Source organism: Phascolarctobacterium faecium (assembly GCF_003945365.1).
Lineage (GTDB): Bacteria > Bacillota > Negativicutes > Acidaminococcales > Acidaminococcaceae > Phascolarctobacterium > Phascolarctobacterium faecium.
Genome location: NZ_AP019004.1, coordinates 2,308,767 through 2,324,233, shown reverse-complemented (window position 1 = coordinate 2,324,233; position 15,467 = coordinate 2,308,767). Strand labels below are relative to the sequence as shown.

14 protein-coding genes and 4 tRNA genes are annotated in these 15,467 nt (G+C 38.7%); 16 read left to right on the top strand and 2 right to left on the bottom strand.

Annotated elements, in window-relative coordinates; all coding sequences use genetic code 11:
- The first annotated feature begins 91 nt into the window (after positions 1-91).
- The 3 genes from guaA to PFJ30894_RS11145 all read left to right on the top strand — a co-directional run bounded on the left by guaA (position 92) and on the right by PFJ30894_RS11145 (position 5,698).
- Entirely contained in the window at positions 92-1,633 is a 1,542-nt protein-coding gene (gene guaA, locus PFJ30894_RS11155) for a glutamine-hydrolyzing GMP synthase (RefSeq protein WP_125669849.1), read from the top strand.
- Between the two features lie 830 nt (positions 1,634-2,463).
- Complete coding sequence (locus PFJ30894_RS11150) at positions 2,464-5,055, top strand: autotransporter family protein (protein ID WP_125669848.1); 2,592 nt, start codon at positions 2,464-2,466, stop codon at positions 5,053-5,055.
- 73 nt (positions 5,056-5,128) lie between these two features.
- Positions 5,129-5,698, top strand: a complete 570-nt coding sequence (locus PFJ30894_RS11145) for a toxin-activating lysine-acyltransferase (RefSeq protein ID WP_125669847.1) — start codon at positions 5,129-5,131, stop codon at positions 5,696-5,698.
- A 47-nt stretch (positions 5,699-5,745) separates the two neighbouring features.
- On the opposite strand, the gene PFJ30894_RS11140 is transcribed toward PFJ30894_RS11145, so the two are convergent.
- Positions 5,746-7,302 (bottom strand): ABC-F family ATP-binding cassette domain-containing protein, encoded by a 1,557-nt coding sequence (locus PFJ30894_RS11140; RefSeq protein WP_125669846.1) that lies wholly within the window; start codon positions 7,300-7,302, stop codon positions 5,746-5,748.
- A gap of 132 nt (positions 7,303-7,434) precedes the next feature.
- On the opposite strand from PFJ30894_RS11140, the gene PFJ30894_RS11135 reads away from it, so the two are divergent.
- The 12 genes from PFJ30894_RS11135 (at position 7,435) to PFJ30894_RS11080 (ending at position 14,168) form a co-directional block, all read left to right on the top strand.
- Positions 7,435-7,908 (top strand): YhcH/YjgK/YiaL family protein, encoded by a 474-nt coding sequence (locus tag PFJ30894_RS11135; protein WP_021717030.1) that lies wholly within the window; start codon positions 7,435-7,437, stop codon positions 7,906-7,908.
- 79 nt (positions 7,909-7,987) lie between these two features.
- Positions 7,988-8,063: transfer RNA gene (locus PFJ30894_RS11130), tRNA-Asn, on the top strand.
- A 3-nt stretch (positions 8,064-8,066) separates the two neighbouring features.
- Positions 8,067-8,141: transfer RNA gene (locus PFJ30894_RS11125), tRNA-Glu, on the top strand.
- Between the two features lie 3 nt (positions 8,142-8,144).
- Positions 8,145-8,220: transfer RNA gene (locus PFJ30894_RS11120), tRNA-Val, on the top strand.
- Positions 8,221-8,420: 200 nt separating this feature from the next.
- Positions 8,421-9,020 (top strand): nitroreductase family protein, encoded by a 600-nt coding sequence (locus PFJ30894_RS11115; protein ID WP_125669845.1) that lies wholly within the window; start codon positions 8,421-8,423, stop codon positions 9,018-9,020.
- Positions 9,021-9,125: 105 nt separating this feature from the next.
- Positions 9,126-9,944, top strand: a complete 819-nt coding sequence (locus tag PFJ30894_RS11110) for a DUF3298 and DUF4163 domain-containing protein (RefSeq protein ID WP_021717032.1) — start codon at positions 9,126-9,128, stop codon at positions 9,942-9,944.
- Positions 9,945-10,155: 211 nt separating this feature from the next.
- Positions 10,156-10,395: a helix-turn-helix domain-containing protein gene (locus PFJ30894_RS11105; protein ID WP_021717033.1), complete on the top strand. Its 240-nt coding sequence runs from the start codon at positions 10,156-10,158 to the stop codon at positions 10,393-10,395.
- Positions 10,396-10,424: 29 nt separating this feature from the next.
- On the top strand, positions 10,425-10,637 hold the full coding sequence (locus tag PFJ30894_RS11100) for a helix-turn-helix domain-containing protein (RefSeq protein WP_021717034.1): 213 nt from the start codon (positions 10,425-10,427) through the stop codon (positions 10,635-10,637).
- Between the two features lie 656 nt (positions 10,638-11,293).
- Positions 11,294-11,515, top strand: a complete 222-nt coding sequence (locus tag PFJ30894_RS11095) for a helix-turn-helix domain-containing protein (protein ID WP_021717035.1) — start codon at positions 11,294-11,296, stop codon at positions 11,513-11,515.
- A 162-nt stretch (positions 11,516-11,677) separates the two neighbouring features.
- The gene (locus PFJ30894_RS11090; RefSeq protein ID WP_167457070.1) at positions 11,678-11,989 is read left to right on the top strand and encodes a helix-turn-helix domain-containing protein; all 312 of its coding nucleotides are present in this window, start codon (positions 11,678-11,680) and stop codon (positions 11,987-11,989) included.
- A gap of 344 nt (positions 11,990-12,333) precedes the next feature.
- Positions 12,334-13,722, top strand: a complete 1,389-nt coding sequence (locus PFJ30894_RS11085; protein ID WP_044491490.1) for an alanine/glycine:cation symporter family protein — start codon at positions 12,334-12,336, stop codon at positions 13,720-13,722.
- 107 nt (positions 13,723-13,829) lie between these two features.
- Positions 13,830-14,168, top strand: coding sequence for a hypothetical protein (locus PFJ30894_RS11080; RefSeq protein ID WP_021717038.1), 339 nt, complete (start codon positions 13,830-13,832; stop codon positions 14,166-14,168).
- 128 nt (positions 14,169-14,296) lie between these two features.
- Here PFJ30894_RS11080 and PFJ30894_RS11075 read toward each other — a convergent pair.
- Positions 14,297-14,371, bottom strand: a tRNA-Arg gene (locus PFJ30894_RS11075).
- 208 nt (positions 14,372-14,579) lie between these two features.
- Here PFJ30894_RS11075 and PFJ30894_RS11070 point away from each other — a divergent pair.
- Positions 14,580-15,461: a YitT family protein gene (locus PFJ30894_RS11070; RefSeq protein ID WP_021717039.1), complete on the top strand. Its 882-nt coding sequence runs from the start codon at positions 14,580-14,582 to the stop codon at positions 15,459-15,461.
- Positions 15,462-15,467 lie beyond the last annotated feature (6 nt).

Sequence of the window (15,467 nt, the reverse complement as noted above, 5' to 3'; positions counted from 1 at the left end):
GGGCCTTTTGCATTGCAATTTCAGCGTGATTATTGTATGATATTATATTATACATTATTAGTTAAATTATTTTGAGGAGGCTTACAGCAATATGCAAACAGGTAACCATGAAATGATCTTAGTTATCGATTTCGGCGGTCAGTATAACCAATTGATCGCCAGGCGTGTAAGGGAATGCGGCGTTTACTGTGAAATAGTTCCCTATACCTACACTTTAGAACAAATCAAAGCTAAAAACCCTAAAGGGATCATCTTTACAGGCGGGCCTAATAGTGTTTATGGTGATGATACTCCTAAGATCGATCCTGGCGTATTTGAACTAGGCGTACCTGTACTTGGTATTTGCTATGGACATCAGCTGATGACTCAGACGCTAGGAGGCAGAGTTGAAAGCGCTGATGTGCGTGAGTACGGGAAAACGGCTGTAAAACTCAATAAAAATAATATTCTTTTTAAGGATATCGAAGAGCACAATATTTCCTGGATGAGCCACACTGATTATGTGTCAGAGGTCCCGGAGGGATTTGTAGTAACTGCTGATACAAGTGAATGCCCTGTAGCCGGAATGGCTAATGATTTGCGTAAATTATATGGAGTGCAGTTCCATCCTGAAGTGGAGCATACACCATTTGGACGTAAGATGATTTCTAATTTCCTGTTTGACGTCTGCGGAGTTAAAGGTGACTGGACTATGAGCAGTTTTGCACAGCGTAAAATTGCCGAGATTAAAGAGGCCGTTGGCGATAAAAAAGTTCTCTGTGCATTGTCCGGCGGGGTTGATTCTTCCGTTGCGGCAGTATTAGTACATAAAGCAGTGGGTAAGCAGCTGACCTGTGTTTTTGTAGATCACGGCCTGCTGCGTAAAGATGAAGGCGATCAGGTCGAAACGGTTTTTAAAGAACAATTTGATATGAATCTGATCCGCGTCAATGCAGCGGAGCGCTTTCTTGGCCGGTTGGCAGGTGTGTCTGATCCTGAAACGAAGCGCAAGATTATCGGTGAAGAATTTATTCGTGTTTTTGAAGAAGAATCTAATAAACTGGGCAAGGTAGATTTTCTGGTGCAGGGAACTATTTATCCTGATGTTGTCGAAAGCGGTACCAGTACTTCAGCGACAATCAAAAGCCACCATAATGTTGGCGGCTTGCCGGAGGATATGCGGTTGGCTTTGATTGAACCGCTGCGCGAACTGTTTAAAGACGAAGTTCGTGCTGTCGGAGAAGAATTGGGAATACCTTCTGCCTTAGTCTGGCGTCAGCCATTTCCTGGACCTGGTTTAGCTATCCGTGTGCTAGGGGAAGTTACTCAGGAGAAATTAGAAATAACTCGTGAAGCTGATGCTATCTTTCGAGCAGAAATTGCTAAAGCTGGTTTAGAGCGCAAAATATGGCAGTATTTTGCGTGTCTGCCCAATATCCGTTCTGTAGGCGTTATGGGGGATGGACGGACATATTCGCATACCGTTGCACTGCGTGCTGTAACCAGCAGTGATGGTATGACCTCTGATTGGGCGCATATTCCTTTCAGTGTTCTGGATATTATTTCCAGACGTATTGTCAATGAAGTGCAAGGCGTTAACCGCATTGTTTACGATATTACATCTAAACCGCCTGCAACGATTGAGTGGGAATAAAAAGATACTAAATAAAACCGCAGTCCATTTTTATGAACTGCGGTTTTTATTTGGTGTTTTAGAAATCCAAATATATATATATTTGGATAGTAGATGTTTGTATGAATACACGGGAGAGCATTTGTAGTAACAGCAGTTATTTTTCTGTTGATAGATATCTGGGAAATTATAATGATTAAGCATTTTATGGGAAGATGCTTTGTTATAATAAAAATACATAGTTATTAACTGGATAAAAAATAATACTAAATAATCATTCGATAAAGAATAGAGCCTGTTAAAGAAAGAAAAATGTAAAATTATACAAAAATATAAAAACGGACAATAGTGAATAAAAATTAATAATTTTAAAGATTAATATACTTCGGCAGCTTATTTTACAAGATAAATATTTTGTTCTGTAAAATAGGCTGCTTTTTTTATTTAAAATAAGATTTAAATGGTGAATTAAATTGGCTGTTTAAGGAAATGCGGCTTGTTAAGCGGGTAGTTAACGATAGTTGCATTATCTGTAAAAGATTGATTATTATTAAATAAATACCAGATGAAATAACTAAAAGTTAAAAAATAATAATAAGAGAAAATCATTATAATGTGAATAAAATGTAACTAAAATGCAAAAATATTCCTAAAAATATTGACAAATCAGTTTTTAACAATTAATATTACATTGCTGGAATATAATTTTATAAACTTAAAGAAGGCAGATGCTTTAAAAGGAAATAAATAAATTTTAGTAAAGTGATTTTTAATATATTTAAAGTCGTTGGGGAGCGATTTTAATATATAAAAATTATAAATTTTAAAACTCAATAAAGGAGAGGGTTGCAATGAAAAATAAGAAGACTTTGCATTTGGCTATAGCTTTAGCTATAAGTTCAATGCCTTTATTCGGTGTTGCAGAGGCAGCTAGAGGTTCGATGTATGGTGGAGAATCTGTCGGTGATGATGTTACGATTGAAGCTTCTGCTAATGCGTATCCGAGTTTAGTAGGACATGCTTTTGGTATTTATACGAATGTTACCAATTCAGCAACAGTTACTTCGGCGGGAAATCGTTTGACAATTACTACTACAGGTGAAGCTGGTGACGGAATCCGTTCAAATCCGAGCGGTAATTCTGACTGGCAGAATGCTACTGGTACGATTAATATTGGTAACGATTTGACAATAACTGTCAGCGGTAACAGTGCCGATGGTTTGAACATCAACGGTTCTACAGTCCTCAACATTGGGGATAATGCTACGATCAATACTTTGTATAATGGGGAATTGAAGTATTCCAATGGTGATACTTCTGACGGAGCCCATGCTGTGCGTGCAAATTTCCATGCTACAATAAATATTGGTGATGGGTTAACGGCCGGAACCCTGGGTGAAAGTTCGCATGCGGTTTATGCGGCACAGGGCAGGTCTACAACTAATCCGACAGGCGGGTCTAAAATCAATATTGGTAAAGGCGCGGTTTTGTCTACGGCAGGTGATGGTTCGCATACCGTAATGATGGCTTCCAATAATGGCAAGATCGTTATTGAAGAAGGCGCGGAGATGACTACGCTGGGTGATGGTTCTCATGGTGTTGCTGCTTATGCTGATACTTCGGCAAAAGGAAGTGTCGCAAACGGTGCTGTTGAAATTGGCGCCGGTTCTACTATTGCTACAGCTGGTGATGGCTCCCATGGTGTATTTGCAAACATGACAGGTTCGGTTTTATCTTTAGATGATAATGTTGGTATTACAACTGAAGGTGATGCTTCACATGGCTTACTGGCACAAAGAGGTATTATTGAAGCAGGCGACGGTTTGAATATTTCTGTTGAAGGCAGCGGATCTCATGGTGCATATGTAAATGCTGCAACCGGCAGCATAGAATTTTTAGGCGGCGCTACTATAGATAATAATGACAATGATGGCTACGCTATTTATGCCGATAAGGGAACTATAACAGGTACGGCTGGTAATTCTACTTTTAATATTACCGGCAATATGTATGCTGATAACAGCGGTTCCATTGATTTGGACATGGATAATAATTCTGTGTTTACTGGCAGTACCGCACTTGCAAACAGCGGAACGATTAATTTGAATTTGAAAAATAACAGTTACTGGCATGTTACCAGCAGTTCTGAAGTGAGCAGTTTACATGTCAGCGGCGGCAGTATGGTTAATCTCAGTCATGAAGCTGGTATGAATACCGTTGTGACTGTTGATGATCTGAGCGGCAGCGGCGGTGTGTTCAAATTCAATACTGAACTGGACAGTGAAGCCAATGGCGATAAACTGGTAATCAATTCTTCGGAAACCGGCAGCACACATTATGTGCATGTTAATGACCTGAGTTTGATCAATGGCGAGGTTTCAGGTGAAAAGAAACTGCATTTGATCACAGATAACAGCAGTAATGCTTCTTTCGTTGGAGAATATATGGATACCGGTGGATTATGGGATGTACTGCCGACTGTTGAGCGCGGGGATACTTTAGGTGAAAGTGCGAATGAGTGGTATCTGACAAAAATTGAAAAGAAGGAAAATGGCAATACTGAAACCATCAACGATGGTTTTGCCAGTGATTACAGCTTGTGGAGAGCTACTAATGACACTTTACGTAAACGTTTAGGCGATATTCGCAGTGGTGAACATGTAACAGACGGTGTTTGGGCTCGTATGTATCATGGTAAATTGAAAGGTCAGAGCTACACCGATAAATACCATACCTATCAGTTGGGTTATGATAAGACCAGATATGACGAGAAAAATGGTCAGCGTACTAATGGTATCGTATTGGAACGCAGCGAAGGTAAATTAAGCTATACGGCAGGCAAGGGTGAAACAGGCCTGACTGCTCTCGGTTTATATACGACATGGTTTGGCAATAAAGGCCATTATACAGATATAGTGCTGCGTGCTGGACACTTGGATCACAAGATGAATACTTATGGCGAATATGCTGAACGCAGTGATTATGACAATGCTGCTTACAGTATCAGCTTTGAGTATGGCAGGCAGAAGAATTACGAAAAAGGCTGGTTCTTTACACCGCAGGCACAAATTACTTTAGGCAGAATGAATAGTGTTGATTTTACGACCGAACGCGGAACCAAGATCGATGTAGATGGTTTAACCAGTGCTATTGGCCGTATCGGTTTTGAAGTTGGACGGAAGATTAGCCCGGAAAGCAGCTATTATTTTAAACTGGGAGCGTTCCATGAATTTGACGGTGACCGTGATGTATCGATGGTTGCTGCTAACGGCGAAAATCTGCGTAAACGCTATGACAATGGCGATACCTGGTATGAATTCGGTATGGGCGCGCAGGTTCAGTTAAGCCGTAATACCCATTTCTATGGTGATATTGAACGCAGCTTTGGTGGCGACACGAAAAAGGAATGGCAGGTAAATACAGGTATTAGATGGGAATTCTAAAACTGTTTAGATGATGCAGAATATTGTATAGGGGATTTGGTGGAGGAAAGACGACCAAAGGAGAACTCGGATCATGGATAAAATTCAAGGAAAAATTAAATTTATAGCACCGTCTTTACAGGATGAACATTATAGCACAGCATATATTTTAGGTAATATTACCTGGCTGATGATGCATTCTAAACAACATGAGACGATGCCGCTGCATATGATGGCTTCGCAAATCTTTCCGGCGATCGCTAATAAGCAGTATGTACTGGGAATGTCAGAAAAAGGCAGCCCGTTGTTTTATATGGCATGGGCCAATTTTGATGATGCTGCTGAAGCGGAGTATTTAACAAACTATAACCTGGCGTTAACACCTCATAACTGGAACAGCGGCGATCGTCCCTGGATACTGTTTTTTGCTGCACCGTTCGGTGGAGCTTATGAAGGTGAACGCTGGATAAAAGAAAATCTTTTTAAGGATTCGCCTGAAGTGCGGTTTCTTTATCATGAGGGTAAAAAACGTGGTAAACGTATTTTATGTAAACGCGGCAAAAATGTCTCTGCGATGGCAAGCTTGAAGTGGCATAATGAAAATATGCCGTTAGTAGCGGCGCCGATGCAGCTTGAAAAAGATGTGGCGTCACTGCTTGGTTAATCAAAAATAAAAATCCTCAACCAATTTTGGTTGAGGATTTTTTGTTTTTAAATTATTTTTGTAGTCCAATCTTCGATGTTCCAAACTGAAGTTACCCAATCTTCATAAAATTCAGGTTCATGCGAAACCAGAAGGATACTTCCTTTAAATGAGATCAGCGCGCGTTTAAGTTCTTCCTTTGCGTCAACGTCCAGATGGTTTGTTGGTTCGTCTAAAACAAGCCAATTGATATCACGAAGCATCAGCTTGCATAAACGGACCTTAGCTGCTTCGCCGCCGCTCAAAACAAAAACTTTGCTGGTAATATGTTCGTTAGTTAAACCACAGCCCGCTAAAGCGGCTCGGACTTCATAATTGGTAAGACCGGGATATTCGTTCCATACGTCTTCTAAAGCTGTATTTTCGTTTTTAGTGCGTTCTTCCTGCTCAAAATAACCAGGTTCTAAAAATTCACCCAGTTCTACAGAGCCTGACACTGGCGGTATCAGTCCTAAAATAGTTTTTAAAAGGGTCGTTTTGCCTAGTCCGTTTACACCGCGGAGAGCTATTTTCTGACCGCGTTCAAGATTGAAGCTTACAGGACGAGTAAGCGGTGTATCATAGCCTAAAACTAAGTTTTTAGCTTCAACTATGAAACGGCTTGGAGTCCTTGCTTCTGTAAATTTAAAGGTTGGTTTAAGTTTTTCACGTGGTTTTTCAATGATTTCCATTTTATCAAGCTTGCGCTGCCGGCTTTTAGCCATATTAGTAGTAGCGACGCGTGCTTTATTGCGGGCGACAAAATCTTCCAGTTTGGCAATTTCCTGCTGCTGACGTTCATAAGCACTTTCACGCTGGGCTTTATAAATAGCGTACATTTCCTGGAATTTGTCATAGTTGCCGGTATAGCGGGTCAGTTCACAGTTTTCCAAATGGTAGATAACGTTGACTACCTGATTGAGGAAGACTATGTCGTGAGAAATAAGAATGAAGGCATGCTCATAGTTTTGTAAAAACCTTGTCAGCCATTCGATATGCTCAACGTCTAAATAGTTGGTAGGTTCATCTAATAACAAAATGGAAGAGTTCTGCAAAAGCAGCTTGGTAAGCAAAACCTTACTGCGCTGACCGCCGGAAAGTTCGCTGACATCTCTGTCAAGCCCGATACTGCCTAAGCCGAGACCGTTAGCCACTTCTTCGATTTTAGTATCTAATGAATAGAAACCACTGTGTTCGAGTTCTGTCTGTATCTCGCCTACAGTATTCATCATTTTATCTATTTCTTCAGGTGCAGCTTCAGCCATCTTGTCGTAAAGTTCCAGCATCTGTTTTTCTGCTTCGTACATATAATTGAAAGCAGTGCGCAGGACCTCGCGGATAGTTTTACCAGCCTCTAGTGTACTTTGCTGGTCTAAGTAACCAACAGTAACGCGTCCGGGCCATTCTACCTTGCCTTCATCCGGCAGTAAATGGCCGGTAACGATATTAAGGAAGGTCGATTTACCTTCGCCGTTGGCACCGACGAGACCGACATGCTCGCCGCGCAGTAATTTAAAAGAAACATTTTCCAAGATCTGGCGGCCGCCAAAAGTATGGGAAACATTAGTAACATTCAAATAGCTCATACTAAACCTCTTTCATCAAAATATATGTTACAATTTTAACGTAACTAATAGTAGTTTGTCAAAGCAGAAAACAGGATTTTACATGGAAATGTCGAATAAAGCAATACTGAATTTAATAAGGAGGCTTTTATAATGATCTGCGGAAATAAGCAAGATATAGAAAAAATACTGCCATATGTATCAGAGGGTTTACAGAAAGCTTTACAATATATAAAAGAAACAAACTTTGCCGAAGTAAAGAACGGTGAATATGAAATAGATGGCAGGGATGTATTTGTAAGAATTAATACCTATGCGACAGAAGATAAAATAAATAAAAAGCCCGAAGCTCATAATCAGTATATTGATGTCCAGTATTTAGGTGCAGGGGAGGAAATAATTTATTTTACACCCAGAAGAGCTGAACATATTGTTGTGGAAGATCATGCAGATGAAAGTGATCTGCTTTTTTACGAAGAAATAGAGGAGAAGGATCACGTAGTTTTGCAGACTGGTGATTTTGCTGTATTTTTTCCGTGGGAATTACATCGGCCTGGCTGCAGTACCAAGAATGGAATGCAAGAAGTGCAAAAAATAGTTGTTAAGATTAAACATAAAAATCAGTAAAAATTTCAAAAAAAGTGTTGACAAGATTACAAAATTGCCATATAATACCACTTGTGACGTTGAGAAACGTCAGTGACCTTCCCCGATAGCTCAATCGGTAGAGCACTCGGCTGTTAACCGAGTTGTTGTAGGTTCGAGTCCTACTCGGGGAGCCAACTGGCCGGTTGGTCAAGCGGTTAAGACACCGCCCTTTCACGGCGGTATCGGGGGTTCGATTCCCCCACCGGTCACCATTCGGGCGCTTAGCTCAGCTGGGAGAGCGTCTGCCTTACAAGCAGAATGTCGGCGGTTCGATCCCGTCAGCGCCCACCAGAAATCAGGCATATCCAAGAAACTTGGATATGCTTTTTTTATTTGATTTTTAGGAATAATTGCTTTCATAATGTTTTACAAAAGTAACAAACCAGCAGGGAAGCCCTTAAAGAGGGTTTTTTGATAATTTGCATTTCTCCTGGCTTTGTAGTAAAGTCAAATTAGCAATAAAAGAGTATTTATAGTAAGGAGGCATAATTATGAAAAAAACTTTTCTTTCCAGTATTCATGAACGCCGCAGCGTTTACAGTATTACCAACACTTCTCCGATTCCCAAAAATAAAATTGTAGCACTGATAGAAATGCTGTTGGAGGATGTTCCTTCGGCCTTTAATTGTCAGAGCGCCCGTGTTGTAGTATTGTTTGAGCAGGCTCATAAAAATTTTTGGGATATTGTTATGAGAACTTTGCGTGAACGTGTACCGGCTGAAAAATTTGCGCCTACTGAAGCTAAAATCAATAGTTTTGCAACAGGGTATGGTACTATTTTGTATTTTGATGATGAAGGCATTACAGAAACTTTTGCCAGTAATTTTCCTACTTATGCGGCAAATTTTAAAACTTGGGCAGATCAGGCTAACGGCATGCTGCAGTTTGCTATCTGGACAGCTTTAGAAGAGGAGGGGTTAGGTGCCAATCTGCAGCATTATAACCCAATTATTGATGCGGAAGTAAAAGAAGTATTCAATATCCCAGATCAGTATCGTTTGATTGCGCAAATGCCGTTTGGCGCTAAAACAGCTGAGCCTGATGAAAAAGAAGTTATATCCGGTTCGGATAGAATGCGTATCTTAGAATAAAAGATGAAAAGCCCCCGATTAAACGGGGGATTTTTTTGAAAAGACATTCTTTTGACATTTAATAATGTTATACTAATAATATAACTATTCTTGGAGGTGCAACAGATGAAGATGTCGCGGAAATTTATAACTGCTGGTGTGGCAGGAGTCATGGCTTTGGGGATAGCTGTTTCAGCATGGGCTGCAGAACCTCAGATTACTGATCAAAAAATACGTTCTGGCGGAGTAACAGTTAATATCCCTGTTGTGAAAGGAGCCGTAGGCGGTGCAGAAGTTGATGACAAAGTGAATATGGCAATTGATTTTAATATTGTGAAAAAGTTGTATGCTTATTTGCCCGGAGGAAGTAATGGACTGAGTTTACAGGAAAATTACTATCCTGAGTTTGACGGTTACGGTGGTGCGAAGGCGAGCCGTGAGTTTGTGACTGATATAGCAGGCTTTATCAATCGTCAACTGCAAAATCAGGCGCAGGCAGCTCATAAAGCCGGTTCTCATGTCAAACAGTATACGTTTGACGGCAGATATCAAGTGCGTTTTAACAGTGAAGAGTTACTTTCTTTAGAACAAACTTATATGGATTATTTGGGTGGTGCCCATCCGAATACATATTTGGATACGATCAACGTAAATTTAAAAAACGGTAAATTACTGAGTTTAGGCGATATGTTTAAAGCTGGCAGCAATTATCTGCCGCGTTTGAATGCCATTGTTGCAAAACAGGTGGCAGACGAACAGCAGTTAAAGGGATTTTTTGATAAAAAAGTAGAAGTGAACGGAACAGAAAATTTTTATATTACGGATAATGCTGATCTTGTTATAGTATATCCGCCTTATGCTGTTGCTCCGTATGCTGCCGGAACGATCGAGTTTATCATTCCTGTTAGCCAGGTTGCAGATATTTTTAATTTTAAATTAGAATAAAAGACTGATATTTTAGCCCTGCTGAAGCAGGGCTTTTTTTATTGTCTGATCAAGCGAAATACTTTTATGACATAAATGACAGGGATTTTTCAAATAATGTTAACGCGATTATGTATTATAGTGCACATATTTGAACTATTATTGAAAACATAAAAATGAATAGCTGGATATAATAAAATTGATGTAATTAATATTACAGAAGAATAAAAGTGTGGTTGGTGAAATTATGTTTAGCAAGAAATTCAAAAAAATAGGATTGAAAATAGCCTATTACAGAAAAAGAAAGGCATTGAAACAGATGGAAGTAGCGGAAAAGGCTGGTATCTCCTGTTCATATCTTTCTAAAATTGAAACAGGAAAAGTGCGTTACAGTCTGGCTGTTTTGATACAGATCGCAAAAGTACTCGATATTGATCCAGGGGAACTGTTGACAGATGGGAGCAGTTATTAAGTTAAGAAAAAGTAAAGAGGTGTAAGAAAGTGGAAGAACCTGATTATAAAACGATAGGTATTAATATAAAAATTAAAAGGATACGTCAAGGTATCAGTCAGGCTAAATTGGCTAAGCTTTTAGGAGTATCCGCAGCTCATTTGTGTAATATAGAAAATGGTAAAGTTAAAATAAGCCTGAAAATGTTGTATAAGCTTACCGGTTTTTTTAAGTGTAGTTTAGATGATTTGCTAACCGTTTAAGATACTTAAAAACAGTGGTAAAAGTTAAATGCTCAGTAAAAGCAGTAGAATAAAAACTTTTGACTTATTGTCTATATAATATGTATATATTACTGAACCTCCATAAAAAAATGGAGGTTTTTCTTTTTTATGTAAATAAAGATATAATATTTCAAAAGATAGTATTGAATGTAAAAATAAAATAAATAATAAAAAGAAATAAAAATAATATAAAAAGTAATTTTGAAACTTAAACTTAAGACAAAAACATATCCATTATGATAATATATAACCAATGCAACAAGAATACTTTTGTTAGAAATAAATTTAAATATAATGAATTGTATAGTGTATGTAAAATATCAAAAAAATTATTGCAGATTATTCTGATAATTATAAATGCAATATTGAAGACATAATATGAAGTAATTTTTTGAATAGCATTTAAATAATGTAAAATGTTTATTGATATAAATTAATGGAAGTTGAAAAAATTAACACATAAAATAAAAAAGATATAATTTATTTATTTCTGTGCACTAAAGAACACATATGTTAACTATTTCTGAACACCTAAATATTAATAAAATGTGATAATAATATTAATAAAGTATAAAGAATAGCAAAGAAGGGATAAATAATTAACATCTTGGATTAGTATGGAAATGGAGATTTAAATGTTTTCGACAAAATTTAAACAATTAGGGTTAAAAATTCAATATTACAGACAAATGAAAAATATAAGTCAGGTAGAATTAGCTGATGAGGCAGGAATCTCACGCTCGTATCTGTCGAAAATAGAAACAGGGAAAGCGCAGTGCAGCGTACCAGTTTTGCTGCAGATTGCGCAAGTCCTGAATGTTGATGCAGGTATTTTGCTGACAGATAAGGATATTTAAGTAAGATCAGAATAATTTTCTGGTATGTTTATCTGCATACCGGTTTAATTTTGAAAAGCTAGCAAACAAATGGTTTTATCCTGATGTTTAGCTTTTATAAAAATATAGTTCTAAAATTTTCTGGGATTATATTTTATACAGTTCAGGGAGGAGATGGCAGTTATGAGCGTAGAACCCAATTTTGTAAAAATCGGACAAAACATCAAGATCATGCGTATCCGTAAAGGTGTTACCCAATCAGAGCTTGCGAAAAAACTTGGTATTTCTCAAACACATATGAGTAATCTGGAACATGGGCGTGTGAGTGTTAATTTGAAAGTTTTGTTAAGACTTTCACATTATTTCAGCTGTGGCGTTGATGCACTTTTAGGCTTAACTTTGAATACTGAGGTTAAACCTCAAGAGGTAGAAGACAAATATACCGCAGAAGAATTATTGGATATTCTGAAAGTACTGAAAAAACAGGTTATTTAAAATCTAGATTGAAGTGAAGCTTTTAAGATGCAACTCAGATGCTTTGTATATTGGCTTCCACTGATTGGAAAAGTGAGTTTTGCTTTACATTTTTCAAATAACTCCTAAAGAACAAAAAAGCGCACTAAAAGTGCGCTTTTTTGTTCTTTATTTTTAATACTAATTGCATACTGTATACACAAATGCGGGTGAAATAAGAAGAATACTTGTATACAATTGCCTAAATGCTTGAAAAAAGTTCCGATTGTGTTACAATAGAAAACGTTGTTGGATATTGTTAGTTAATATTTTCGTGGAATACCAACGAAATAAAATTAATTTATTTGAGGGGTTGAGCTAGGATAATGATGGATATTTTAAACACTATCAATAGTTTTGTGTGGGGACCGCCGTTAATGGTTTTGCTTATTGGCACAGGTATTTTACTGACTGTAAGATTAGGTTTATTACAGGTCATAAAGCTGCCAACCGCATTGAAATTGATTTTTACTGCAAGAAATACAGGCAACGGCGATATCAATAGCTTTAAAGCCTTGTGTACGGCGTTGGCAGCTACTGTTGGTACAGGTAATATCGTAGGTGTTGCTACAGCGATCAAGGCAGGTGGTCCCGGAGCGTTGTTCTGGATGTGGATGGCGGCTTTTTTCGGTATGGCAACTAAATATGCCGAAGGTGTTTTAGCAGTGAAATACAGAACGGTTGATGCCAACGGCAATATTTCCGGCGGACCGATGCATTATATTGAACAGGGACTTGGTAAAAAATATAAACCTCTGGCAGTTATGTTTTCGGTATTCGGGGTGATGGTTGCCTGTTTAGGCAGCGGTACTTTTACACAGGTCAATGCTATCGTTGAGATCACTAATCTTTCCATAGGGATCCCGGTCATGTATACGGCAGCTATTCTGACTGTTTTGGTGGCAATCGTAACTATCGGCGGCTTGAAATCTATCGCGATGGTAGCAGGAAAAATAGTGCCATTTATGGCTTTAGTTTATATGCTTACTACAGCGGCAGTACTGATCGTATTTGCAGATCAGGTACCTGCAGCATTTGCTCTTATCATTGAAAGTGCTTTTAATCCTACGGCGGCAGCTGGTGGATTTTTGGGTGCTACTGTTATGCTGGCGATGCGCAGTGGTATTGCGCGCGGTATTTTTTCTAACGAAGCCGGTTTAGGCAGTGCTCCGATCGTGGCAGCGGCGGCGAAAACAAAATGGCCTGCTGAGCAGGGGCTGGTATCAATGACGGGAACTTTTATCGATACGATCATTATTTGCACAATGACAGGTTTGGTTCTGGTGGTTTCCGGAGTTTGGACAGGCGATTTGAATGGTGCGGCTATGACTCAATCTGCTTTTGCAATGGCTTTCCCTGCAATGGCAAAATATTTATTGATGATAGGTTTAGTGTTATTTGCTTTTACTACTATTTTGGGTTGGAATTATTACGGTGAACGCTGCATTGAATACCTTTTTGGCACGAAAAGTATCATGCCTTATCGTTTAGTCTTCATTGGTCTCGTGGCGTCCGGTGCTTTTTTAAAGCTGGAAACGATTTGGGTTTTGGCTGATATCGTTAACGGTTTAATGGCGATTCCGAATCTGATTGCTTTGCTGGGATTGAGTGGAGTAGTTGTGGCAGAAACAAAAGCTTATTTCACATATTGGGAAAAAGTGCGTTCCCGGAAAAAAAGAATTGATATTATTGGTGAACCTGAATATAGTGAATAAAAAATATCCCGCAGCTTAAGCTGTGGGATATTTTTTGACTTCTGGCAGAAGTCATTTTTTTGTGGTAATATGAAAGCAGAGAAAGACAAGGTAAAGGAGCTGGAGGTATGGAAAAGGCAGAGGTAATTAAAGCGTTTCATTTGATGTGGGATAATTATCCGGAGTCGGCAATGCTTATTGATAAAAAGCGTAATATTATTGCTGCCAATAAAGTCGCACCCAGTACAGGACGCATAGAGGGCAACAAGTGTGCTTTAGTTGAGCCGTTAGAACAGCACAAGGGCTGCAGGGCAGAAGAAGCGTGGAAGAATGGTGAAGCCAGTTATCGTAAAAAAGTCGGTAAATTAGGTGACGTAGTTTCTTTTTGGATCCCTGTCGATGGTTATCCTGATTATTTGGTGCATTTTTCTGTCGGTTCGATTCAAAAATATGAATATAACGTTTGAAAATAAACCCTGCTGTAATTTGCAGCAGGGTTTTATATGACCAGAATAAACGAAGTATTATATTTCGTTCTTTATGATTTATGCAAAATAAAAAAGACGCAGAACAAGTCTGCGTCTGTCTTTTCCATTGGTACGCCCGAGTGGAATCGAACCACCGCACACGGCTCCGGAGGCCGATGCTCTATCCACTGAGCTACGGGCGCATAGTGTTTGGTGCACAATGCACCATAGCGAATTATAGCATAACGGCAAGCTTCTTGCAAGTTTTATACTGGGTTGATGAAATAAAAAATATAATAAAGAAGCAGGAAGTGCAGTAAAATAAATATTAAATTTTTTCTAAGGGATTTACTTAGTTCTGCGTTTTATATATAATCAAATCATTAGATAATATTGGCGGAGGAAAGCTTTATGAGCTACTGCAGATTGTTATTGACGCCGCGAATGACGTTATTGATTGTTATCGGTTCTTTGATCTATTCTGTGGGTTTGAACCAGTTTATAGTGCCTGTTGGTCTGTATAATGGGGGATTTTTAGGTATTGCCCAGCTCATACGACACTTCATGGAAAGCTGGTTCGGTATCAGTTTTGGCAATACCAATATCGCCGGTATTTTATATTTTATTTTGAATATACCGTTGCTGGCGGTTTCCGTGAAACGTTTTGGGAAGGAATTTCTTGCTAAAACCATTTACTGTGTTTGCTGGTACAGCTTGTTTTTGACTGTAGTGCCGATTGCAGATCATTTACTGGTCGACGAACATTTGACGGCCTGTGTAGCAGGCGGTGTGATCTGCGGTATTGGTGCCGGGATGACTTTGCTTTCTGGTGGCAGCGGCGGCGGTGAAGAAATTTTGGGACTTTTACTGATGCAGAAGCATTCAAATTTGAGTGTCGGTAAGGTTTCAGCGATGCTGAATATTTTTATTTTTGGGACATGTGCGGTAATTTTCAGTATTTCCCAGGCAATTTATTCAGTTTTGTTTACGGGTATCGTTTATTATGTGCTGGATAAGGTACATTTCCAGAATATAATGCTGACGATGCTGATCATTACGAAAAAGCAAGGATTGGAAAAGATAATCTTCGAAAAAGTCAATCGTGGCGTTACAAAATGGAATGCTTATGGTGCATATAGAAATGAAGAAAGAGAAATTCTGATGACCGTAGTTTCCAAAAGTGAATTTCTGCAGCTGCGGCGTCTGCTTTTGGCTGCCGATCCTGAAGTTTTTATAATTATAGAAGAAAATGTTTTTGTTGTTGGTAATTTTCAAAAGCGTGTCAATCAATAAAAAAAG